This window comes from Streptomyces aculeolatus, from assembly GCF_020400605.1.
GTDB lineage: Bacteria > Actinomycetota > Actinomycetes > Streptomycetales > Streptomycetaceae > Streptomyces > Streptomyces aculeolatus.
In genome coordinates this window covers 126,990-147,868 of the sequence record NZ_JAINRD010000025.1, presented here as the reverse complement: position 1 = coordinate 147,868, position 20,879 = coordinate 126,990, and the positions used below count along the sequence as shown (strand labels likewise).

Sequence of the window (20,879 nt, the reverse complement as noted above, 5' to 3'; positions counted from 1 at the left end):
CCATCGAGATGTCCTCGATCGCCTTGAAGTCGCCGTAGTAGGCGGTGAGGCCGCTGATGTCGATGCGCTTGGCCATGTCAGATCACTTCTCCTCTGGCCGTCAGCGGCCGGATTTCGGGGCCTTCCAGCGGGCTATGCCGCGGGCCAGCAGGTTGAGGATCATCACGAAGACGATGAGGACGAGGGCGGCGGCCCAGGCGCGGTCGAACGACGCCGAGGTGCCCGCCCCCCACTGCTGGTAGATGTACAGCGGCAGGGACGCCTGGCCGCCGTCGAAGGGGTTGTTGTTGATCGCGGGGCTGCCGAAGACGAGCAGCAGCACGGGGGCGGTCTCGCCGGTGATGCGGGCGACGGCCAGCATGACGCCGGTGGTGATGCCGCCGAGGGAGGTGGGCAGGACGACCTTCAGGATCGTCTTCCACTTCGGTACGCCCAGGGCGTACGACGCCTCGCGCAGCTCGTTCGGGACGAGCTTCAGCATCTCCTCGGTGGAGCGGACCACCACGGGCATCATCAGGATCGCCAGGGCCAGCGCACCGGCGAAGCCGGAGTAGCCGAAGTCCAGGATCATGATCCACAGGCTGAGGACGAAGAGGCCGGCGACGATGGACGGGATGCCCGTCATGACGTCGACGAAGAACGTCACCGCCTTCGCCAGCGGCCCGCGGCCGTACTCCACCAGGTACACGGCGGTCAGCAGCCCGATCGGGGTGGCGATGAGCGTGGCGATGAGGACCTGCTCGATGGTGCCCATCAGCGCGTGGTAGACGCCGCCGCCGGGCGCGACGTTGACCACGCCGCTCATCGAGTGGGTGAGGAAGTAGCCGTCGGTGACCTTGATGCCCTTGCTGACGGTCTCCCAGATCAGCGACGCCAGCGGGACGACGGCCAGCAGGAACGCCACCCACACCAGGGAGGTCGCCAGCCGGTCCTTCGCCTGCCGGCCGCCCTCGACCGCGGTCGAGATGACGAACTGGCCGATGACGAAGAGGATCGCGGCGATCAGGCCCCACTGGATGCGGCTGCCGAGGCCGCCGATCACGCCGATGAGCGCGGCCAGGACGGCGGCGCCCGCGGCGATGCCCAGCGGCGCCCAGCGCGGCAGCCGCGGCTGCTGGATGCCGAGCCGGTCGACCGGCCGCTTGTCCGCGATGGTCTGCGCGCTCATGCGTTGGCCCCCGAGTACTCCTTGCGGCGCGCGATGATCAGCCGGGCGGCGCCGTTGACCAGCAGCGTGATGACGAACAGGACCAGGCCGGAGGCGATCAGCGCGTCCCGCCCGAACTGCCCGGACTCGCCGAACGACGCGGCGATGTTCTGCGCGAACGTCCCGCCGCCCGCCTGGAGGATCTCCGCCGACAGCAGCGCCGACGGCGACAGCACGGTGGCCACCGCCATGGTCTCGCCGAGCGCCCGCCCGAGGCCGAGCATCGAGGCGGAGATGACGCCGGAGCGGCCGAAGGGCAGCACCGTCATGCGGATGACCTCCCAGCGCGTGGCGCCCAGCGCCAGCGCCGCCTCCTCCTGGAGGCGGGGCGTCTGGGCGAAGACCTCGCGGCTGACGTTGGTGATGATCGGCAGGATCATCACGGCCAGCAGGATGCCCGCGGTCATCAGCGAGCGCGGCGCGGTCCCGTCGAAGGACAGCACGACGGTCCAGCCGAGGTAGCGGTCCAGCCACTCGTACGTGCCGACCAGGTGCGGCACGAGGAACAGGGCGCCCCACAGGCCGTAGACGATGGACGGGACGGCGGCCAGCAGGTCGATCACGTACGCGATGGGCGCGGCCAGCCTGCGCGGCGCGTAGTGGGTGATGAACAGCGCGATGCCCACCGCGATCGGCACCGCGATGACCATGGCGACGATCGACGAGACGACCGTGCCGAAGGCCAGCACGGCGATGCCGAACTTGGGCGGGATGGAGTTCGCGTCCCACTCGAAGGTGGTGAGGAAGTTGCCCTCGTTGTCCGCGAGGGCGATGGACGCGCGGTACGCGAGGAACGCGGCGATCGCGGCCATGATCAGCAGCAGCGTGATCCCGGACCCCTTCGACAGGCCGGAGAAGACCTTGTCGCCGCGGCGGGTGCTGCCCTTGCCGTTCGACAGCAGGACCTGCGACGGCGGTGGGGCGGGGGTTTCTATGTCTGTGGGTGGAGCAGTCATACGTGAATCTCCGGTCTGGTGTGGGGCGACGGCGCGGTCAGCGCCCGCGTCCCGGCGGCGGTGCACCGGATGGCCCCCCGCCGGCCGGACGGTGTGGTCCGTCGGCCGGCGGGAGGGCGGATCAGGACAGGCTGTCGACGGTCTTGACGACCTCGGCCGCCATCTCGGCGGGCAGCGGGGCGTAGCCGACGTCGACGATCGACTGCTGGCCGGCCTCGCTGGCGGTGTAGCCGAGGAAGGACTTCACGGCGTCCAGGGACTCCGGCTTGTTGCCCTTGTCGCACGCGACCTCGTACGTCACGAGGGTGATCGGGTACGCGCCGTCGACCTTGGTGGCGTAGTCCAGCTCCAGGGCCATGTCGGGGGCCTCGCCGACCCGCTTGCCGGCGGCGATGGCCGCGGAGGCGTTCTCCACGGTGGCCTCGACCGGCTCGGCCGCGCCGGTGTCCAGCTTGACGGTGGTCAGGTCGTTGGACTCGGCGTGCGAGATCTCCATGTACGAGATGGCGCCGTCGGTCTGCTTCACCTGCGAGGACACCCCGGCCGAGCCGGTGGCGGCCTGGCCGCCCTCGATCGGCCACTTCTTGTCCGCCTCGTGCGGCCAGGCGTCCTTGACGACCGTGTTGAGGTAGGCGGTGAAGTTCTCGGTGGTGCCCGACTCGTCGGAGCGGTGCACGGGCTGGATCTTGGTGTCGGGCAGCTCGGCGTCGGGGTTCAGCTTGGCGATGGCCTCGTCGTTCCACTTGCCGATCTCGCCGTTGAAGACGTTCGCCAGCGTCTCGGCGTCGAGCACCAGCTCGTCCACGCCCTCGACGTGGTACGCGATGGCGACCGGGCCGCCGACCATCGGCAGGTTGATGCCCTGCCCGCCGGAGCAGACCTCCTTGGACTTCTCCACCTCCTCCGGCTCCAGCGCGGAGTCGGAGCCGGCGAAGGCGGTCTGGCCGTTGAGGAACTCCTCGATGCCGGCGCCGGAGCCGACCGGCTTGTAGTTGACCGTCACGTCGGAGCAGGCGGCCTGGTAGTCGGCGACCCACTGCTGTACGGCGTTGTCCTGCGAGCTGGCGCCCGAGGCGAGCAGCTCGCCGCCGCCGCCGCACTTGATGTCGCCGCCGGCGGCGGCGCTGCTCTTGTCGCCGCCCTTGGCGTTGTCGTCGCCGGAGTCCGAGTTGTCGTCGGAGCCGCACGCCGAGAGGACGAGGGCGCTGGAGAGGGCGAGTATGCCTGCGGCGGTGCGGAACCGGATCTTGCTCTGAGACTTCACTGGGGACTTTCCTTCCTGAGGCCGCACTGCACTCGGCGGCATGATCACAAATCGAGACGAACGGAGTTGTGGGGTCTAGGGGAGGTCCGCGGTCGGCGGCACGAAGCGGTAGCCGACGTTGCGGACGGTGAGGATGATCCGTGGATCGTGCGGGTTGTCCCCGATGCGGTCGCGCAGCCGGCGGATGTGCACGGCGATCGTGTTGGACTTCGGGGCGCTGCCGCCCCACAGCTCGGCGCTGATCTGGTCTCGGGTGACGACCTTCTCGGCGTTGGCCACCAGCAGGTGCAGCAGCTTGAACTCGCGGAGCGGGAGCTGCACCAGCCGGCCGTCGACGCGGGCCTCGAAGGTGGCGGGGTTGACGCTGTACGGACCGGAGGCCACCGTCTGGTCCACGTCGTACGTCGCCGGGCTGGCGACGCCGAGCATCTTCAGGACCTCGTACGGCCGGTAGGGCCGGGCGACGCAGGCGCTGGCCCCCGCGGTGAGCGCCTCGACGGCGTCCTCCGCGTCGTCGGGGCCGACGCCGATGATGACCGGCGTGGCGCTGCGCCGCCGCAGCACCTCCACCACCCGGGCGCCGGGCACGAGCGGCAGCTTGGCGCTGACCAGCAGGGCGTCGGGGGACTGCAGGCCGACCTGGAGCAGCGCCTCCGCCCCGTCGGAGCAGAAGACGACCTTCACCTGATGGCCCGACAGGTGCTCCGCGAGATCATGCGCCACCTGTTCGTCCGGATCGGCGAGCAGCAGGACATGTCCGTGTCGCTGGCCGGGTATCGCCGGTGTGTCCATCGGTCGGTCACCACCCCCTTCGTCGCGTCTCATGGAATTCCCCGTCGGCGGACTCGGCCGGTGGTGGCGGTTAACTGAAGGTGAACATCGGAACAGGGGTGCGTGATGCCGTTATCGGCCCGTTATGAACGGCATGATCCAGGGCACCGCGGACCGCATCGCACGCCGCGCCGAACGCCGCGCCGAGCGCCTCACAGGCCGCCCGAGCCACCCGAGTCCCCGCCCGTGTCGCCTGCGCCGCCCGGCCGGCCGCTGTGCTTCTTCAGCCGCGCCAGGTCCCGCTCCAGCTTGTTCTCCTGCACCTCGCTGAGCGGGATGTAGCCGGCCTCCGAGGCGAAGTCGGTGTGGCTGTCCACGTAGAACTCGACGAACGTCTCCACCTCGGGGCGCTCCAGCGCCTTCGCCGAGGGGTAGATGAACAGCGGCCGCGCCAGCGGCTTGTACGAGCCGTCCTGGACCGACGCCGTGCTGGGCGCCACGCAGCCGTCACCCGCGTCGATCTCCAGCGCGCGCAGCTTGTCGCGGTTCTCGTCGAAGTAGGTGAAGCCGAAGTAGCCGAGCCCGCCGGAGTGCTCCGCGACCCCCTTGACGAGGGTGTTGTCGTCGCTGCTCGGGGTGAAGTCGGAGCGGGACGCCTTCTCCTCGCCGTTGATGGCCTCGGTGAAGTAGTCGAACGTGCCCGAGTCGGTGTCCGGGCCGTAGAGCTGGAGCGGCTCGTCCGGGAACGCGGGGTCGACCTCCTGCCAGCTCGCCAGCGCCGAGCCGGGCTCCCAGATGCGCCTGAGCTGGTCGGTGGTGATGCAGTCGAGCCAGTCGTTGGCGCGCGGGACGACGACGGTGAGCGCGTCGTTGGCGATGGTCAGCTCGCGGTACGGCACGTCCCAGTTGGCGCAGGTCTCCTTCTCGAAGTCGTTGATCGGCCGGGAGGCGTCGGAGATGTCCGTCTCCCCGGCGCAGAACCTGTCGAAGCCGCCGCCGGTGCCGGACGCCCCGACCTTGACCCGCACCCCCGGCTCCTGCCCGCCGAAGCGCTCGCCGGCCAGCTTCGTCAGCGGCTCCACCGTGCTGGAGCCGTCGATCAGCACCGTGCCGGTGAGCCGCTCGGGCCGGTCCTCAGCCGCGCTCGCCCCGCTCTCGCCGCCGCAGGACACGAGGGAGGCGACGGCGGCCGGGGCCAGGAGGAGGGCGCCCAGGCGGGCGGCGCTGCGCTTCGTCTGCATCGGGCTCACGTGCTCTCACTGCTCTCCTGATCGATCCGGACATAACTCGGGTCCTGTATCGAAGTGGCGGCAGTCGGCCATGCGGGGCGGGTTCGGTTAGCGCGGGATGAACAGTGGACGACCAGACATGATGCCGTTATGCGGCTGTGATGAAAGCGCGGATCACTCGGCGAACGCGCAGGCGGGCGGGGGTGCGGCAGCCGTGCGTGGCCGGGTGCGCGGTGCCGCGCGCGGCCCGCTAGATCGGATCTAGCGGGTGCCTGCCGGCTTCTGGCGCCTGAAGGGTGACGGCCCGGGCGCACTGCCCGGGGTGACCGAGACCCGGGAGGTGTCCGATGACGAACGGCGAGTCCGGCGGCGTACGCGAGGCGCCCGGCGTGTCCGGCGCACGCGGCGCCTCCGCACGACTGCGCGTCGCGTGCATCCTGGCCGGCCGGGCCGAGGCCGACTGCCGCCCCCCTGCCGTCGCCTCCTGGCTCGACGAGCTGGCCGGCGAGCGGAGCGACGTGGCGCTGCGCGTCCTGGACCTCGCCGACTACGACCTCCCGACGCACTACCCGGAGCAGCCGGACGCGCAGCTGTCCTCGTTCACCGGGGAGCTGGCGCGGGCGGAGGGGTTCGTCGTGGTCACCCCCGAGTGCAACCGCAGCTTCCCCGCGCAGCTCAAGCACGCCATCGACATGGGCTACGACGAGTGGCACGCGAAGCCGGTCGGCTTCGTGTCGTACGGCTTCGGCTGCGACGGCGTGCGCGCCGTGGAGCAGCTGAGGTCCGTCTTCACCGAGCTGCACACGGTCACCGTGCGGGACTCGGTCGGAATAGACCTGCGGTTCACCGATGAGAAATTCCCGGCCGGGGGGTCCATCTACTCGGACGGTCTGGTACGCGCCGCCGGCGCCCTGCTGGACCAGCTCACCTGGTGGGGTCTCGCGCTGAGAGAGGCCCGCGCGACGCGGCCGTACGTGGCGTAGCAGAAGCCGCACATATACCTGATGTTGGAGAATCTGGAGAAGAAGCACATGACTAACGACCCGTCCGGCCTGGCGATCGAGACGTCGGGACTTGTGAAGGTGTTCGGCGAGACCCGCGCTGTGGACGGCGTCGACCTCGCCGTCCCCAGCGGCACCGTCTACGGCGTCCTCGGCCCCAACGGCGCCGGGAAGACCACCACCGTGAAGATGCTCGCCACCCTGCTGCGCCCCGACGGCGGCGAGGCCCGGATCTTCGGCAAGGACGTCGTCCGTGACGCGAACGCCGTGCGCTCCCGGGTCAGCCTCACCGGCCAGTACGCCTCCGTGGACGAGGACCTGACCGGCACCGAGAACCTGGTGCTGCTCGGCCGCCTCCTCGGGCACAAGCCCGCGGCGGCCCGGGTGCGCGCCGCGCAGCTGCTGGAGGCGTTCGGCCTGAGTGAGGCGGCGGCCAAGCAGGTCAAGAACTACTCGGGCGGCATGCGGCGGCGCATCGACATCGCCGCGTCCATCCTCAACACCCCCGACCTGCTCTTCCTCGACGAGCCGACCACCGGCCTCGACCCGCGGAGCCGCAACCAGGTCTGGGACATCGTCCGCGCGGTCGTCGCCCAGGGCACCACCGTCCTGCTCACCACGCAGTACCTGGACGAGGCCGACCAGCTCGCGTCCCGGATCGCCGTCATCGACCACGGCAAGGTCATCGCCGAGGGCACCAAGGGCGAGCTGAAGGCCTCCGTCGGCGCCGGCTCCGTCCACCTCCGGCTGCGCGACGCCGCGCAGCGCGCGGAGGCGGTCGCCCTGCTGGAGACCGCGCTCACCGGCGCCCAGGTGCAGCTGGAGCCCGACCCCGTGGCGCTGACCGCCCGCGTCGGCAACGGCGACAACGGCAGCGGCGCCGCCGCCCAGGCCGCCGCCGCGCTGGCGGAGCTGGCCCGCGCGGACATCACCGTCGACAACTTCTCGCTGGGTCAGCCCAGCCTGGACGAGGTCTTCCTCGCCCTCACCGACCGCGAGGCCGGTGCCGAGACCCAGGAGGCAGCAGCATGAGCACCGCCACCGAGACCCAGACCACGGCCAAGTCCCCGTCCCAGTCCGGTGCCGAGGACCTCGCGCCGGTCACCACCGAGAGCCTCGCGGAGCTGCTGGTCTCCAAGGAACGGCCACCACAGCCGAGTCCGTGGTCGGCCTCCGTGACGTTCGGCTGGCGTGCCGTGCTGAAGATCAAGCACGTACCCGAGCAGCTCTTCGACGTCACCGCCTTCCCGATCATGATGGTGCTGATGTACACGTACCTCTTCGGGGGTGCGCTGGCCGGCTCCACCTCGGACTACCTGCAGTACCTGCTGCCGGGCATCCTGGTGATGAGCATCGTCATGATCACGATGTACACCGGCGTCTCCGTCAACACCGACATCGAGAAGGGTGTCTTCGACCGCTTCCGCTCGCTGCCGATCTGGCGCCCCGCGGTGATGGTCGGCTACCTGCTGGGCGACATGCTCCGCTACCTCATAGCGTCGGTGGTGATGGTCGGGGTCGGCCTCATCATGGGCTTCCGCCCGGACGGCGGCGTGCTGGGAGTCCTCGCGGGGGTGGCGCTGCTGATCGTCTTCTCGTTCGCGTTCTCGTGGATCTGGACGATGTTCGGCCTGCTGCTCCGCACGGAGAAGTCGGTCATGGGCGTCAGCATGATGGTCCTGTTCCCGACGACGTTCCTCAGCGACATCTTCGTCGACCCGTCGACGATGCCGGGCTGGCTCCAGGCCTTCGTCAACAACAACCCGGTGACGCACCTGGCCTCCGCGGTCCGCGAGCTGATGCACGGCGAGTGGCCGGGCTCGGACATCGCGTGGACGCTGGGCTGGGCGGGCGTGATCGTCGCGGTCTTCGGCCCGATCACGATGCGCCTGTACGCCAGGAAGTAACCACCGCGGAAGCCGTCGGGCCCGCCCTCCCGCACGGGAGGGCGGGCCCGACGGCGTGACACGGCCCCTCTGCTACATTCGCCGCATGTTCCTCCCCCGTGCATAGGAGCCGGCACGTCGCCCCGCCCCGCCGGGCGCGGCACCGAGCCGACCCTTTGCACGAGCCGGAGCGCCGGGTTGCGCGCTCCCTTCACCGAGGAACGTCACCATGTCTGCGCCGTCCTACGCGGCTGTGCTGCGTATCCCCCATGCCTCCCGCACCTTCGGTGCCGCCCTGCTGGGGCGGTTGTCGTACGGGATGGTCTCGCTGTCGCTGCTGCTCTCCGTCAGGGAAGCCACCGGTTCGTACGCCGCGGCCGGTGCCGCCCTGGCGTGCTTCGGAGCCACCAGCGTCACCCTGTCCCCGGTCCGGGCCGGGTTCATCGACCGGCACGGCCCGCGCCGCGCGCTGCCGCCGATGGCCACGGCGTACGCGGTGCTGCTGGCGGTGCTCGCGATGGTCACCGCCGGCGGCGGCACGGGCGCCGCCGGGTCGGCCGCGCTCGCGGCGGCGGCCGGGGCGTGCACGCCGCCGCTGGGGCCGGTGATGCGGGTGCTGTGGAGCGACCTGGCGCCGCCGGGCCTGCTGCCGCGCGCGTACAGCCTGGACTCGGTCGCCGAGGAACTGCTGCTCGTGACGGGGCCGTTGCTGGTGGGGGCGATCGTGACGGTGGCGCCCGCACCGGTGGGCCTGGCGGCGAGCGCGGCGTTGATCCTCGCCGGGGCGCTGGCGCTGGCCGCGTCCCCGCCGGCGCGGGCGAGGAGGGGAGCGGCCGCGCCGAAGCCCGGGACCCCGCTCTCCACGCCGGGCGTCCTGCGCGGCAACCGCACGATGAAGCAGGCGGTCATCGGGGTGGCCGGGGTGGGGGTGTGCCTGGGGGCGCTGCAACTGCTCGTCGTCGCCTTCGCCGACGCGCACGGCGCCGCCGGCCTGGTGCCGTGGATCCTCGCCGCGATGTCCGCCGGCAGCGCCCTCGGCGGCCTCGCCTACGGCGCCATCGCCTGGCGCGCTCCCGGCACCCGCCGCCTCCCGGTCCTCGCGGCGGCCCTCGGCCTCCTCCTCGCCGCCGCGGGCCTGTCCCCGCACCCGTACGTCCTCCTCGGCTGCGCGGCCCTGTGCGGCGTCTTCGTGGCGCCGGGCATCACGACGGCGTACCTGATCGCCGACGAGTCCGCCGCCCCCGACTCCCGTACGAAGGCGGGCGCCTGGGTCAACACCGCCCTCAACGCCGGCTCCGCCACGGCCACGGCAGCCACGGGCCTCCTCCTGGACCACGCCCCCCTCGCCCTCTGCTTCGCCCTGGCCGCCCTCCCGGCGGTCCTGGCCGCCGCCGCCTCCGCGGTCGTCGGCCGCGCTTCCCGGCCGGGGTCCGCCATGTCACGCCGCCCCGGCGGCGCGGCGGTGGAGGCGGGCCGCCGAGATGAGGAAGAAGACGCCGCCCAGGGTCGCGTAGCCGGCGATCGGGGTGAGTGAGTCCGCGCCGCCGGCGGTCAGGAGGAAGCGGGAACCCGCGACGGCGGAGATCCCGCCGCTGAGGATCATCGCCCACTGGGCGCCGAGCCGGTAGCGCGAGATCGCGACGGCCAGCTGGACGATGCCGGCGGCGATCGCCCAGGCGCCCCACACCCGCAGCACGCCGGGGATGCCCGAGGCGGCGGCGACGGCCAGTCCGACGGCGGTGAGCAGGCTCAGGGCCATGTTGACGCGGAGCAGCGCGCGGGGTCGTACGGCACCCGGGGTGCGGAAGTCGACCACGGCTGCCGCGACGTCGAAGACCGGATAGACCACCAGCAGGGCGACGCTTACCGGATTGAGGGTCGACGCGGTGAGTGCGACCAGGGCGGCCCAGACCACGGCGAACCCGAAGCGGGCGTAGTACAGGTTCCGCAGCCGGTCGGCCGCGCCGGCGGTGTCGACCGCCGCGGTGCCGGTCCGGCCGGTCTCGATGAGGCTCGGCATCTGCATTCTCCTGACTGTGGAAGATAGAACGGTCGGTACACCTGAGCCTGAAGCACTCTCCGCACGCTTGTCAAGACCGACCGTTCTATCTGCTAGCCTCGGGGTCAGGAGGCGGACCCCCGGGAGGGAAGCGGATGTCGGAAGCACGGACCCGGCTGCTCGACACGGCCAGCGGGCTGTTCTACGCCGAAGGCCTGCACGCCGTCGGGGTCGATCGCGTCATCGCGGAGGCCCAGGTCACCCGCGCGACGCTCTACCGGCACTTCCGCAGCAAGGACGACCTCCTCGTCGCCTACCTGACGCAGGTCGACGAGGCGATCAGGGCACGCGTGAATGCCGCGCGCGACGAGGGCGCCTCCCCCGAGGACGCCATCAGGGCCATCGGCCGGGGGATCGCCGACGACATCCGGCGCGACGGCTTCCGGGGATGCGCGTTCCTCAACGCCGCCGCCGAGTACCCCGATCACGAACACCCGGTCCACCAGGCGGTCCTCACGCACCGGCGGTGGTTCCTGGACACCGTCACCGGCCTCTTCGCCGACACCGGAAAGCCCGACGCGGAGCCCGCCGGCCGGCACTTCGTCATGATGCGGGACGGCGCCATGGCCGCCGGCTGCCTGACCGATCCGGAAGCCGTCGGCGACACCTTCCTGCGCGGCGTGGAGGGCCTCCTCCGCTACCGCAGCTCCCTGTAACCCGCCCCGAGCCCCCCGGGGGGTCCCGACCGCTACTTGCCGCGGCGGCGCGGGCAGTGGCTCGCTGCGTACAGCAGGGTCTGGATCGCCGGGCCGGCTTCTGCGGCGTCCGTGAGAGGGCCGGGGAAGGGGAGGCGGGTGTCGTGGTGGGTGCGGGGGTGCTCCAGGCGGAGCGTCAGACCGTGGCGGTCCAGCGCCAGCGGGTGGACCCGGACCACGCCGTGCAGCGCGGACGGGCTGAGCAGCCGGGTCAAGGCGTCGACCGCGTCGCGGTGGGAGTCCGCCAGGTGCAGCAGCATCGCCGACTCCTGGACCGCCAGCGGGTCGGGCGCGGCCTCGGCCAGTTCGTCCAGGTCCACGACCGCCGCCCCGGCGTCGTCCGTGCCGGCTCCCGCAGTCACCACCAGCGCCTCCGCCGGGTCGAAGCCCAGCACCAGCCGGTCCGCCTCAGGCTGCGCCCGCTCCGGTGCCAGCCAGCCGATCAGCGTCACCCGGGCCCGTACCCGGTCGCGTACCTCCACCGGCGCGATGTCCGTGAGGTGCAGCCGTACCGGCAGGTCGCCCGTCGGGGCGCAGACCACCCGGGCCGCGAGCGCGCTGTCCGCCGGCGGGCGCAGCCGCAGCAGCGGTCCGCCGGGGCCGGGGGCCGCGGTGTGCAGGCCCACCAGGTCGCAGCGGAAGCCGTCCGCCTCCAGCGTCAGCGATCCCGCGGTCGCCACGATCGTGCGTACCCGCTCGGCGGGCGTCGGGGCGGCCGCGCCGGCGCCGGCGCCGGTGTCCGAGTCTGTGCCGGTGCCCGAGCGGGCGCCTGCGCCGGGGCCCGTGTCGGCGTTCGGGCGTACGTCGTCGGGGAAAGCCATGCCGCTCCCTCAGCCGAGCTTGTCGGCGTTCTCGATGGCGTCCGCCAGCCGCTCCAGCACCGGCGCGAAGCCGCGGTAGCTGTAACGCTCCTCCATCGACCAGGGCGTCGTCTGCCCCGCCTCGACCGCCGGGAGCCGGGTCCAGGTGGGCTTCTCGGCGAGGGCCGCGGGCGTCATGGCCTGCGTGCGGTTGTCGATCATGATCAGGTCGGCGTGGTACTTGTCGGTGTTCTCCCAGCTCAGGAACTCCCAGAAGCCGAACTCGTCGGACTTCTTTCCTTCCACGACGTCCACGCCGAGGTCGCGGAAGTAGTGCAGGTCGGTGTACGAGCCGGGGACGGCGACGTACATGTTGTCCTGGTCGCCGGTCATCGCCAGCACCTTGACGCCACGCTTGGCCTCCGCCACCGCGCGCAGCCTGTCCTCGGCGTCCAGGAAGCGCTTCTTGTCGGCCTTCACCCGCGCGCCGGTGGTGTCGCCGCCGAGCGCCTTCGCCAGCTCCTCGTACCGCTTGAGGGGCTCCAGCAGGCTCGTGTGCGCGCCCTTGATGCCGATCGCGGGGGCGAGCGCGAAGATCTTCTTCCGGCTCTCCTCCGGCACGAACCACAGGTCGGGCGGCGGGAACATGTTGCTGACCAGCAGCTCGGGGCCGAGTGAGGCGTACTTCTCGACATTGAACTCGCCCCACGCCTCGCCCAGGCTCTCCAGCTCGGCCAGGTCGAGGTCGCCCGCCTGCGGGTTGGGCCTGCCGTCGACCGGCTCGCTCGGGCCGAAGATCGCGGTGCACTTCACGCCGTAGTCGTGGAGCGCGGCGGCGGAGCTGACGAAGGCGACGATCTTCTCCGGGCGGCCGTCGGTCTCCGCCTTCTTGCCGCGGTCGTCGGTGAACGACCAACTGCCGCCGCCCGAGCCGCCGTCGGCGGAGTCGCCGCCGCAGGCGGCGAGGAGCGCGGTGAGGCCGAGTGCGCCGCCGGCGGCGAGCAGGCCGCGGCGGGAGAGCGGGGTGGTCGGTGCGGTGGTGGCCAAGGCCGGATTCCCCTCCATCGACGAGACTTAGGTGAGGCTAACCTAATATGCTCGACCGGGGAACCCGGGCCCGCGGCCCCGCGGCACGCCGACACGTGCGCGCGGAGCCGCCGGCCGCGGCGAACCGGAGGTTCTGCTACGGGACCGAAGGGTGCGTCGGAGCGTGTCCGTGACAGGCGTCAGGCTCCGATGCGCCCGCCCCCGCTGCGCCAGACGTTGACGACCGCCGGGCGGTTCGGCCGGCCCGGGCCGTCGGGCCACGCCGAGCCCGGCTTCTCGTACGTCGCGCCGTCGACCTCGCCCGGGTGCTGCACCGCGACCAGCACGCGGTCCTCCTGCACCACGGGGCCGCAGGTCTCCGCGCCCGTCGGCATCGTGAGGAACTGCTTGACCTGGCCCTCGTACCGGCCCGTGGTCGCCACGCCGAAGAGGCCGTCGTGGTTGCCCAGCGCGTTGCCGTCGGTGGAGATCCACAGGTTGCCGTACGGGTCGAACGTCACGTTGTCCGGGCAGGAGATGGGGCTGACCTTGTCCTTCGGGAAGCCCGCGAAGTACGTCGAGGGGTCCGCCGGGTCGCCGCAGACCAGGAACAGCCGCCAGTCGAAGCGGGTCGACGCCGGGTCGTTCCGCTTCTCGGTCAGCTCCAGGATGTGCCCGTGCTTGTTGGCGTTGCGCGGGTTGGCCTCGTCGGCCTTGGCGTTGGTGCCGGTGCCGCGGTTGGTGTTGTTCGTCAGCGCGACGTACACCTTGCCGCTGTTCGGGCTCGGCTCCACGTCCTCGGGCCGGTCCATCTTCGTCGCTCCGGCCTTGTCGGCGGCGAGGCGGGTGAAGACGTAGACCTCCTCGGCGGTCATGCCGGGGACGAAGCTGCGGTTGCCGCTGGCCAGCTTGATCCACTCGCCGGAGCCGTCGAACTCGCCGTCCGCCGGCAGCGTGCCGCTGCCGTCGATCTCGCCGGCCGGGCTGTCGCCGGAGAGCTTGGCGACGTACAGCGTGCCCTCGTCGAGCAGCGTCATGTTGTGGGCGCGCGCCCAGCGGCTGTTGCCGCGCATCATGCGCTTGTCGGAGACGAACTTGTAGAGGTAGTCGAAGCGCTCGTCGTCACCGGAGTACGCGACCGCGCGCCCGTCGCGCGTCAGCCGGACGTTCGCGCCCTCGTGCTTGAAGCGGCCCAGGGCGGTGTGCTTGACCGGGGTCGAGTCCGGGTCGTACGGGTCGATCTCCACGACCCAGCCGAAGCGGTGCGACTCCTGCGGCTCCTTGACGACGTCGAAGCGGTCGTCGAACTGCTCCCACTTGCGCTCCGAGGCGCCGCCGGCCAGGCCGTAGCGCGCGAGGCGCTGCTTGGCGACGGGGTCGGTGACGGAGCCGGCGTTGGCGAAGTACTGGTTGAAGTTCTCCTCGCCGGAGAGCACCGTGCCCCACGGGGTGGTGCCGCCGGCGCAGTTGTTGAGGGTGCCGAGCACGCGCCGGCCGGTGGCGTCCGCGGAGGTCTTCAGCAGGTCGCTGCCCGCGGCCGGGCCGCGCAGCTCGAACTCGGTGGTGGCGGTGATCCGGCGGTTCAGCGGATGCCGCGGTACGGCACGGAGGCTGCCCCCGCCCCTGCGGCCCTCCTCCTCGACGGCCACGACGGACATGCCGTGCGCGGCCCAGCCGATCTCGGCCTGCTCGCGGGTGACGTTCTCCGGGTCGTACCCGGGGAACATGATCTGCTCGTCGGTGTACTCGTGGTTGGCCACCAGCAGCTGCCGGTCGCGCTCGCCGCGCAGCGGCAGCAGGGTGAGGAAGTCGTTGTTGTAGCCGAACTGGCCGGCCTGGGCGGCGGCCGACTGGCGGGCCCCGTCGAAGGCGGGGGCGCCGCGCAGGATGGGGTCGCCCCAGGCGATGACGACGTTCTGCTGGTAACCGTCGGCGACGGTGACGGCGTCGTCGGTGTTGGGCGCGACGGCGTCGAAGCGCAGCCCGCGGGCGGCGTCGCCGGCGCCGTTCCCGCTGCCCGGCCCGCGGCCGAAGGTCCCGGCCGGCGAGGTGGGCGAGGCGGGTGCCGCCGACGCCGAGCCGGCGCCGACGAGCTGCGCGCCCGCCGCCACCACGGTCACCGCGGCACCGGCGCGCAACGCCCCGCGGCGGGAGACGGCGCGGGCGACGATGTCGCCGGCGTACTCGTTGTCGCTGGTGTTCGGCACCTCGTGGAAGCAGGCGTCGCCACAGCGGTAGCGACAGGTCATGGCCGAGCGCCCGCCCGGGTGCGGCGAGCCGATGAGCGGCAGAAGTCTGCGCACGATCCCCTCCGGATTCTGTGAGTTCGCGCCGGACGCTAGGCGCGTAGTCCCGCCGGGGAGAGAAGCGGACCTGAACACAAGGTGAACCCGCGACGGTGGCGTGCGCGGGCGGCCTACGATGCCCGGTCGGTCACCGTACGTAATCGGATGGGTGCGACGGCCCGCGGCCGTTAGGATTTCGCCCATGGCGGCCACTGGAGAAGAGCAGCAGGGGACGAAGGCGTACTACGTCTCGACCCCCATCTACTACGTGAACGACGCTCCGCACCTGGGCCACGCCTATACGACCGTCGCAGGCGACGTGCTCACCCGCTGGCACCGCCAGCGCGGTGAGAAGGTGTGGTACCTCACCGGCACGGACGAGCACGGTCAGAAGATCATGCGCACCGCGGAGGCGCACGGCGTCACCCCGCAGGAGTGGTGCGACAAGCTCGTGGAGGAGGCGTGGAAGCCCCTCTGGGAGCACCTGGAGATCGCGAACGACGACTTCATCCGCACCACGGAGAAGCGGCACACGGACCGGGTGCAGGAGTTCGTCCAGGACCTGTACGACAAGGGCGAGATCTACCAGGGCGGCTACGAGGGCCCGTACTGCGTCGGCTGCGAGGAGTACAAGACCCCCGGCGAGCTGCTCGACGGCGAGGGGGAGTACGCGGGCCTGAAGCTCTGCCCGATCCACAAGACGCCGGTGGAGATGCTGAAGGAGGAGAACTACTTCTTCAAGCTCTCCGAGTACGGCCCGAAGCTCCTGGAGTTCTACGAGGCCAACCCCGGCTTCGTCCAGCCCGAGTCGGCCCGTAACGAGGTCCTCAGCTTCGTCCGGCAGGGCCTCAACGACCTGTCGATCTCCCGCTCCACCTTCGACTGGGGCGTGCGGGTCCCGTGGGACGACAAGCACGTCATCTACGTGTGGATCGACGCCCTCCTCAACTACGCCACCGCCGTGGGCTACGGCGCGGACGAGCAGAAGTTCGCCGGCACCTGGCCGGCGGACGTCCACCTCGTCGGAAAGGACATCCTCCGCTTCCACGCGGTGATCTGGCCCGCGATGCTGATGGCCAACGGGCTGCCGCTGCCGGGCAAGGTCTTCGCCAACGGCTGGCTCATGGTCGGCGGCGAGAAGATGTCGAAGTCCAACCTGACCGGCATCAAGCCGCAGGACCTCACGGACCACTTCGGCGTCGACGCCTACCGCTGGTACTTCCTGCGGGCCATCCAGTACGGCCAGGACGGCTCGTTCTCCTGGGAGGACTTCACCCACCGCTACACCAGCGAACTCGCCAACGACTTCGGCAACCTGGCGTCGCGCGTGGGCGCGATGACCGTCAAGTACTTCGACGGCGACCTCCCGGCGGCCCCGGCCGCGGGCCCCGCGGAACAGGTGATCGTCGACGGCCTGGCGCACGCGGCGGCGGAGGCGGACCGGCGGATCGGCGACGAACTCGACTTCGCGGGCGGCATCGCGGCGGTCTTCGACTTCATCAAGAAGGTCAACCTGTACCTGACGGAACAGGAGCCCTGGAAGGTCGCGAAGGCTGCGATCCCCGGAGCCGCTGACGCGGCGGGCTCCCCCGAGGCCCAGGCCCGCCTGTCGACGATCCTCTACACCGCGGCGGAGGCCCTCCGCGCGGTCGCGGTCCTGCTGCACCCGGTGATGCCGGCGACGTCCCAGCAACTCTGGACGTCCCTGGGCGCCGAACCGGCCCTGGGCCCCCTGGCGGACCAGCGCATCGCGGAAGCCGCGGAGTGGGGCCGCCTCCCGGCAGGCGCGAGGGTAACGAAGGGCGCCATCCTGTTCCCTAGGCTGGAGGACCCCAAGCAGTCGTAGTACGGCAGCTGAAGCGGGGGTGGGCGCGCCATGACCCGGGTCTTGCCCACCGCCGCGTACGCGGCGGTGGGTGCCGTCGGCTTGATGCTGGGGGCGCCGCTGCTCGGCATGGCGGTCACGGTGCTGCTGTGGATAGTCCACCTCACCGTGCTCGGCGTCCTTCTCGCCCGGCTGGGCGGTGCGGAAGCGGGCTGCTACGCCCTGGTGGCCACGTTCGTCGCCCTCCTGCTGGGCTCCTTCGTCGGCCAGACGGCCCGTGACGACCTGACCCTCCAGACGCGCGGCGAGGAAGTAAAGGCGGTGGTCACCGGCGAGCGGCTGGAGCAGGGGGACCGCGGAAGCCGCACGTGGTACTACACCCTGGAGGACCGCAACGGCCGGGCCGTCCCGGGGCCGGAACTGCGGCGGGAGGACGACGACCTCGACCCCGGCGACACCGTGACGGTGGTCGCGGACCCGGAGGGAAAGGTGCGGCCGACGACGCCGGGACTGACGGGAGCGGCCCCGGAACTGCTGGGCGTGGCCGCCGCAGCGGCGGTGTGTGCGGGCGCAGTGATGTGGACGACGCGCAGCCCCGGTCGGAGGCCCGGCGTGTGGCGGAAGAAGCAGCGCCCGGTCGCGGAGCAGGAAGCCCCGGAACCCCCGGACTGACGTCGATCGCCTGCTCACCGCGGAGTCCCTCCAGCGGCAGGGCCGGGGAGCTTGAACGTCGCCCAGACGGCCTTGCCGGGGCCCTCACGGTCGGTGGTGCCCCAGTCGTCGGCGAGGGCAGCGACCAGGAGCAGTCCGCGGCCGTGATCGTCGGTTGCCGCGGGCGAGCACACGCGGGGCTCACCGCCCCCGGCGTCGTGCACCTCGACGTGGACGAGGTGTTCCTGCGCGTCCACGCGTACGAGGAAGAGGCGGCCGGCGGGGGTGTGGCGCAGCGCGTTGGTCGCCAACTCGGAAACGCACACGCGAATGTCGTCCACCCGGTCCCCCGCGCACACCGCGCCAACAACGAAGTCCCGCGCCCTGCCCACCGAACGCACACTCCGGGCGAACATGCGCGACTGCGTGGTCGAGTTGGGTTCCCCATTCCGGGTGAAGCCGAGCTGTGGCCCGTCTCCGCCTCCTGCTTGTCCGCCAATCTTCATGTCTGACACTCCGTACGCCGAGGACCGTTCGAACTCCGCGTAAGCGGATAACTACGCGGTGTGCCCAACGGTTCACCCGGCAGACCCCTGTTCACCAGGGGTGATGCCTTAACGGTCCAGAAGTTAAAGAGGGGGACTGCGCACAGTGACGACGAGCAGCCGCGACGGCCAACCGGAGACTCCCGCAAGCCTGCTGGCCTTCTTCGGCTCGCGCCTGCTCAAACTGCGCAACGAACGTGGTTGGTCGCAGGCGGAGTTGGCGACCAAGGCGCATACCACCGGGGCCATGGTCAGTTACGTGGAGAACGCGAAGCGGGTGCCGAGCGCGGACCTGGCACGTGACCTGGACGTGGCGTTCGAAAGCGACTTCTTCGCGGACTTCCACCCGCTGGTGATCCAGTTCGCCTACCCGAGCTGGTTTCTCCCGTTCGTGGAGATGGAGCGCGACGCTTCGAGGATCGCCACGTTCGAAAGCCAGATCATCCCGGCGTTGCTCCAGACGGAGGAGTACGCGCGGGCGATGCTCGCTCCGGTGCGGCCTGACGACCTGGCCGACCTCGTCGCCGCCCGCATGACCCGGCAAGCCATTCTGGAACAACAGGATCCGCCGCACACGTGGTTCATCGTCGATGAGCAGGCGCTGCGCAGGAAGATCGGCGGGCCCGCCGTCATGCGGGCCCAGCTTGAGCGTCTACTGACGGCCGGCCAGGCGCCCCGGACGGTGATCCAGGTGGTGCCGGACGAGGTGGCGGCGCACCCGGGACTGGCCGGCCCGTTCACTCTCCTGAACTTCGGCCAGGGCCGGGATCCGAAGACAGGTGACCGCAAGCCGCCGCACGACGTGCTGTTCGTGGACGGCTTCTCCAAGGGGCGAACGGCTCTCGACACGGCGGAAGTCGCCGAAGGCGTCCGGTCCTATGATCTGCTACGTGGCTACGCCTTGTCGCCCGAAGCGTCTGCCGAACGCATCGGCACGCACCTTGAGGGGTTGGAGAAGCGATGACCAGCGCAAGTGAGTTGCCTGTCCGCTGGCGCAAGTCCAGTTACAGCACCAACGGGGGCAACTGCATCGAGATCGCAGAAGGGATCACACACGTGGTCCCGGTCCGCGACAGCAAGGACCCGCACGGCCCGGCGCTCACCTTCACCACTGAGGGCTGGGCCGACTTCGTATCCGCGGTGAAGGGCGGGCAGTTCTCCGCCTGAGTCCCGACAACCCTGCACATCCGGCCCCCGCCACCGCCTGCGGGGGCCGACGCGCGAGTCCCGGAGAGTATGACGTGACACAACGACAGGCCGTCGCCCTGGAGCGGATGGACGGTCAGGCCGCCGCGCAGGCCGAGGACTTGTTCCGTCTGGTCTACGCCGAGGCGTTCGCGGAGCCGCCGTACAACGAGACCGAGAACGACGTGAAGGCCACCTTCCGGCGCTTCCGCTCCCAGACGCGTAAGTCCGCCTTCCGATCAGTCCTGGCCCGGACCGAGGGCGGTGAGCCGGTCGGGATCGCGTACGGGCATCCACTCGGTGCGGACACGAGGTGGTGGGACGAACTCACCGAACCCGTGACCGACGAGATGCGGCGCGAGGACGGACGCCGCACCTTCGGCCTCATGGAGCTGGCCGTGCGCGCACCCTGGCGTGGACAAGGCATCGCCCGCCGGCTCCACGAGACACTGCTCGACGGCATCGGGACCGAGCGCGTCCTGCTCAACGTCCACCCCGGCAGCGCGGCGGCATCGGCCGCGTACCGGGGGTGGGGGTACCGGAAGGTCGGCGAGGCACGGCCGTGGGCCGGTGCAGATCTGCACGACGTGATGGTGCTCGACCTGGACTGAGCCGCGCCTTGCGCCGACATCGGCGGGCGGTCACGTCGATTGCCACGGATCGTCCGCGCCCTCGCCGACGCCGTCCTCGTCGCCGTAGAACTCGTCGGCTTCGGCGCGCAGTTGTCGGTGGCTCAGCCGTGGTGCGTGTTTCCATGCCCGCTGGAGTTCGGCGACGGGGGCCGAGGGGCGAACTTCGGCGATCGTGATGTCGTCGAACACCGCCTTTGAGCAGGCTGCCGGCTCACGCTGGCTGGTGATCTCCACGGCAAGAAGCGTAGTGCTCCGGGCAGCGCGGTGCGCTGCTACCGGGGCTCGCGGGACCACCACACCAGTCTCGGCTGAAGGGTTCGTGGGGGCCATTCCCAGGCGGGTGGCTCGTCCGACAGGTTCTCGTGTTTCAGGCGCTCCGCGTCCTGGCGTGCCAGGTCCAGCCAGGTCCCGTAGGGCGGCGGATCGTCCTCGGGGCCCTGGTCCGGATCAGCCACGGCTGCGGCCCGTCGGCGTAGGGCGGTACGGGTGCCAGCCGTGCGTCTGCGCGGTGAGGCCCATCGGCTCGGGGAAGGCGAGCGGCTGGCCGAAGATGCCCTTGTCCGCCTCGTCCGCCGGGCGGTCCTCACCTCTGATGATCACGGCGTCGGCACGCGGACGATAATCGTCGGCCACCAGCAGCCCGCGCGCGGACCACGCCTCGAACGGCTCCGGCGTGTGCCGGACGAGGCTCCGACCGGGAAGGTCGTGAACGTGGCCGGGGTTTGCCTGCATGCCGAGCTCGCCGTCGAGCAGCTCGACCCGCAGGCCGTCCGGGGCCTCAACGTCATGCCACAACTGAACCAGCGCGCTGGCCTTGTCCATGGCCTGGCACCGCCTTCGTCTCTCGTGCTCACAGCATAGG

The 20,879-nt window shown here is 71.2% G+C and carries 22 protein-coding genes; 10 read left to right on the top strand and 12 right to left on the bottom strand.

Features of this window, described 5'->3' with window-relative positions; translation table 11 throughout:
- Positions 1–100: 100 nt before the first annotated feature.
- From pstA to LG396_RS32215, 5 genes are all read right to left on the bottom strand, one after another.
- Complete coding sequence (gene pstA, locus LG396_RS32235) at positions 101–1,168, bottom strand: phosphate ABC transporter permease PstA (RefSeq protein ID WP_225797463.1); 1,068 nt, start codon at positions 1,166–1,168, stop codon at positions 101–103.
- Positions 1,165–2,163 carry a phosphate ABC transporter permease subunit PstC gene (gene pstC, locus LG396_RS32230; RefSeq protein WP_207234808.1) on the bottom strand — a complete coding sequence of 333 codons (999 nt, stop codon included), beginning with the start codon at positions 2,161–2,163 and terminating at the stop codon, positions 1,165–1,167. The genes pstA and pstC overlap by 4 nt, the downstream gene beginning before the upstream one ends.
- A 121-nt stretch (positions 2,164–2,284) precedes the next feature.
- Positions 2,285–3,427: a phosphate ABC transporter substrate-binding protein PstS gene (pstS, locus tag LG396_RS32225; RefSeq protein ID WP_225797462.1), complete on the bottom strand. Its 1,143-nt coding sequence runs from the start codon at positions 3,425–3,427 to the stop codon at positions 2,285–2,287.
- Positions 3,428–3,502: 75 nt separating this feature from the next.
- Positions 3,503–4,219, bottom strand: coding sequence for a response regulator transcription factor (locus tag LG396_RS32220; protein ID WP_063610508.1), 717 nt, complete (start codon positions 4,217–4,219; stop codon positions 3,503–3,505).
- Positions 4,220–4,410: 191 nt separating this feature from the next.
- Positions 4,411–5,439, bottom strand: a complete 1,029-nt coding sequence (locus LG396_RS32215) for a PstS family phosphate ABC transporter substrate-binding protein (RefSeq protein WP_225797473.1) — start codon at positions 5,437–5,439, stop codon at positions 4,411–4,413.
- Positions 5,440–5,774: 335 nt separating this feature from the next.
- Here LG396_RS32215 and LG396_RS32210 point away from each other — a divergent pair, with 335 nt between their 5' ends.
- From LG396_RS32210 to LG396_RS32195, 4 genes are all read left to right on the top strand, one after another.
- A complete protein-coding gene (locus LG396_RS32210) occupies positions 5,775–6,410 on the top strand; it encodes an NADPH-dependent FMN reductase (RefSeq protein ID WP_225797461.1) in 636 nt (211 codons plus the stop codon).
- A 48-nt stretch (positions 6,411–6,458) separates the two neighbouring features.
- On the top strand, positions 6,459–7,460 hold the full coding sequence (locus tag LG396_RS32205) for a daunorubicin resistance protein DrrA family ABC transporter ATP-binding protein (RefSeq protein ID WP_037746355.1): 1,002 nt from the start codon (positions 6,459–6,461) through the stop codon (positions 7,458–7,460).
- On the top strand, positions 7,457–8,335 hold the full coding sequence (locus LG396_RS32200; RefSeq protein ID WP_225797460.1) for an ABC transporter permease: 879 nt from the start codon (positions 7,457–7,459) through the stop codon (positions 8,333–8,335). The genes LG396_RS32205 and LG396_RS32200 overlap by 4 nt, the downstream gene beginning before the upstream one ends.
- A 232-nt stretch (positions 8,336–8,567) precedes the next feature.
- Complete coding sequence (locus LG396_RS32195) at positions 8,568–9,848, top strand: MFS transporter (protein WP_225797472.1); 1,281 nt, start codon at positions 8,568–8,570, stop codon at positions 9,846–9,848.
- On the opposite strand, the gene LG396_RS32190 is transcribed toward LG396_RS32195, so the two are convergent.
- Positions 9,753–10,334: a hypothetical protein gene (locus LG396_RS32190; RefSeq protein WP_225797471.1), complete on the bottom strand. Its 582-nt coding sequence runs from the start codon at positions 10,332–10,334 to the stop codon at positions 9,753–9,755. The genes LG396_RS32195 and LG396_RS32190 overlap by 96 nt on opposite strands.
- A gap of 134 nt (positions 10,335–10,468) precedes the next feature.
- On the opposite strand from LG396_RS32190, the gene LG396_RS32185 reads away from it, so the two are divergent.
- Entirely contained in the window at positions 10,469–11,029 is a 561-nt protein-coding gene (locus tag LG396_RS32185) for a TetR/AcrR family transcriptional regulator (protein WP_225797459.1), read from the top strand.
- A gap of 32 nt (positions 11,030–11,061) precedes the next feature.
- Here the strand turns inward: LG396_RS32185 and LG396_RS32180 are convergent, their stop codons facing one another.
- From LG396_RS32180 to LG396_RS32170, 3 genes are all read right to left on the bottom strand, one after another.
- Positions 11,062–11,889, bottom strand: coding sequence for a DUF2470 domain-containing protein (locus LG396_RS32180; RefSeq protein ID WP_225797458.1), 828 nt, complete (start codon positions 11,887–11,889; stop codon positions 11,062–11,064).
- 9 nt (positions 11,890–11,898) lie between these two features.
- Complete coding sequence (locus tag LG396_RS32175; protein ID WP_308190145.1) at positions 11,899–12,915, bottom strand: ABC transporter substrate-binding protein; 1,017 nt, start codon at positions 12,913–12,915, stop codon at positions 11,899–11,901.
- A gap of 179 nt (positions 12,916–13,094) precedes the next feature.
- A complete protein-coding gene (locus LG396_RS32170; RefSeq protein WP_225797456.1) occupies positions 13,095–15,197 on the bottom strand; it encodes a PhoX family protein in 2,103 nt (700 codons plus the stop codon).
- 184 nt (positions 15,198–15,381) lie between these two features.
- On the opposite strand from LG396_RS32170, the gene metG reads away from it, so the two are divergent.
- Positions 15,382–17,025, top strand: coding sequence for a methionine--tRNA ligase (gene metG / locus LG396_RS32165; RefSeq protein ID WP_225797455.1), 1,644 nt, complete (start codon positions 15,382–15,384; stop codon positions 17,023–17,025).
- 30 nt (positions 17,026–17,055) lie between these two features.
- Positions 17,056–17,676 carry a hypothetical protein gene (locus LG396_RS32160; protein ID WP_225797454.1) on the top strand — a complete coding sequence of 207 codons (621 nt, stop codon included), beginning with the start codon at positions 17,056–17,058 and terminating at the stop codon, positions 17,674–17,676.
- 14 nt (positions 17,677–17,690) lie between these two features.
- Here the strand turns inward: LG396_RS32160 and LG396_RS32155 are convergent, their stop codons facing one another.
- Positions 17,691–18,071 (bottom strand): ATP-binding protein, encoded by a 381-nt coding sequence (locus LG396_RS32155; RefSeq protein WP_225797453.1) that lies wholly within the window; start codon positions 18,069–18,071, stop codon positions 17,691–17,693.
- A gap of 235 nt (positions 18,072–18,306) precedes the next feature.
- Between LG396_RS32155 and LG396_RS32150 the strand changes: the two genes are divergently transcribed.
- From LG396_RS32150 to LG396_RS32140, 3 genes are all read left to right on the top strand, one after another.
- Entirely contained in the window at positions 18,307–19,164 is an 858-nt protein-coding gene (locus LG396_RS32150) for a helix-turn-helix domain-containing protein (protein WP_225797452.1), read from the top strand.
- Entirely contained in the window at positions 19,161–19,367 is a 207-nt protein-coding gene (locus LG396_RS32145) for a DUF397 domain-containing protein (protein ID WP_225797451.1), read from the top strand. The genes LG396_RS32150 and LG396_RS32145 overlap by 4 nt, the downstream gene beginning before the upstream one ends.
- Positions 19,368–19,474: 107 nt before the next feature.
- A complete protein-coding gene (locus LG396_RS32140) occupies positions 19,475–19,996 on the top strand; it encodes a GNAT family N-acetyltransferase (RefSeq protein ID WP_225797470.1) in 522 nt (173 codons plus the stop codon).
- A gap of 30 nt (positions 19,997–20,026) precedes the next feature.
- Here the strand turns inward: LG396_RS32140 and LG396_RS32135 are convergent, their stop codons facing one another.
- Complete coding sequence (locus LG396_RS32135; RefSeq protein ID WP_225797450.1) at positions 20,027–20,251, bottom strand: hypothetical protein; 225 nt, start codon at positions 20,249–20,251, stop codon at positions 20,027–20,029.
- A gap of 213 nt (positions 20,252–20,464) precedes the next feature.
- Positions 20,465–20,839 carry a hypothetical protein gene (locus tag LG396_RS32130; protein WP_225797449.1) on the bottom strand — a complete coding sequence of 125 codons (375 nt, stop codon included), beginning with the start codon at positions 20,837–20,839 and terminating at the stop codon, positions 20,465–20,467.
- Positions 20,840–20,879 lie beyond the last annotated feature (40 nt).